The 587-nt window shown below is 36.6% G+C and carries 1 pseudogene; it reads right to left on the bottom strand.

The annotated features are described in order from the left end of the window. Positions 1-283 precede the first annotated feature (283 nt). Positions 284-587 (bottom strand): annotated as a pseudogene (locus I6E69_RS20515) (BrnA antitoxin family protein); the annotation flags it as partial.

The following is a 587-nucleotide window of genomic DNA, read 5'->3' as shown; positions in this document are numbered from 1 at the left end:
CAGCCATCGCTGAAAAAGAAAGCATCGCAGCGACTAAAAAGAGTATTGTTTTACGAATCAATGAGGTTTTGAGCAGTGGCATAGCGGATCTCTATAAATAGATTATTGGGACATACATTTGTGCGTTATTGGCAGTATAGCAGGTCTATTTCAGAGCACGTGATCCGGTGCTTTCCACCCCTTAAATTCATTTACCATAATCCACCTCTATACAGATACAGAAAAACTAAAGCCCCTTATTGCTAAGCAATAAGGGGCTTTAGTTTTTTCTAGTTTTGATTGACTAAGCGAACTTTGCTTCTTGATGTTCTTCTTGATTATGTTCGCTTTCTTTCAAAGACTTAACCTCTTTTTTTAACTTTCTACACTCTGACAGCAATTGATTCAATTTTTTACGGCTTTCTGCCTCAACGAATCTAGTTAAAACTTCTCTCGCCAAAGTTTGATAACCTAGATTTTCCATCTCTCCTATGTTTTTTAAATCATCAATCAAGGTAGTTGGTAATCGCATAGAGATAAGTTGCATTTTCGGTTTCGCACATTCATCTAAAACGTCTGCTGAAACACCATTCAACAGCTTTTTTAAT

The sequence above is a fragment of the Pseudoalteromonas sp. NZS100 genome (assembly GCF_015864815.1).
GTDB lineage: Bacteria > Pseudomonadota > Gammaproteobacteria > Enterobacterales > Alteromonadaceae > Pseudoalteromonas > Pseudoalteromonas distincta.
Note: the sequence above shows the minus strand (reverse complement) of the source record. Positions and strands in the feature narration are given on the sequence as shown.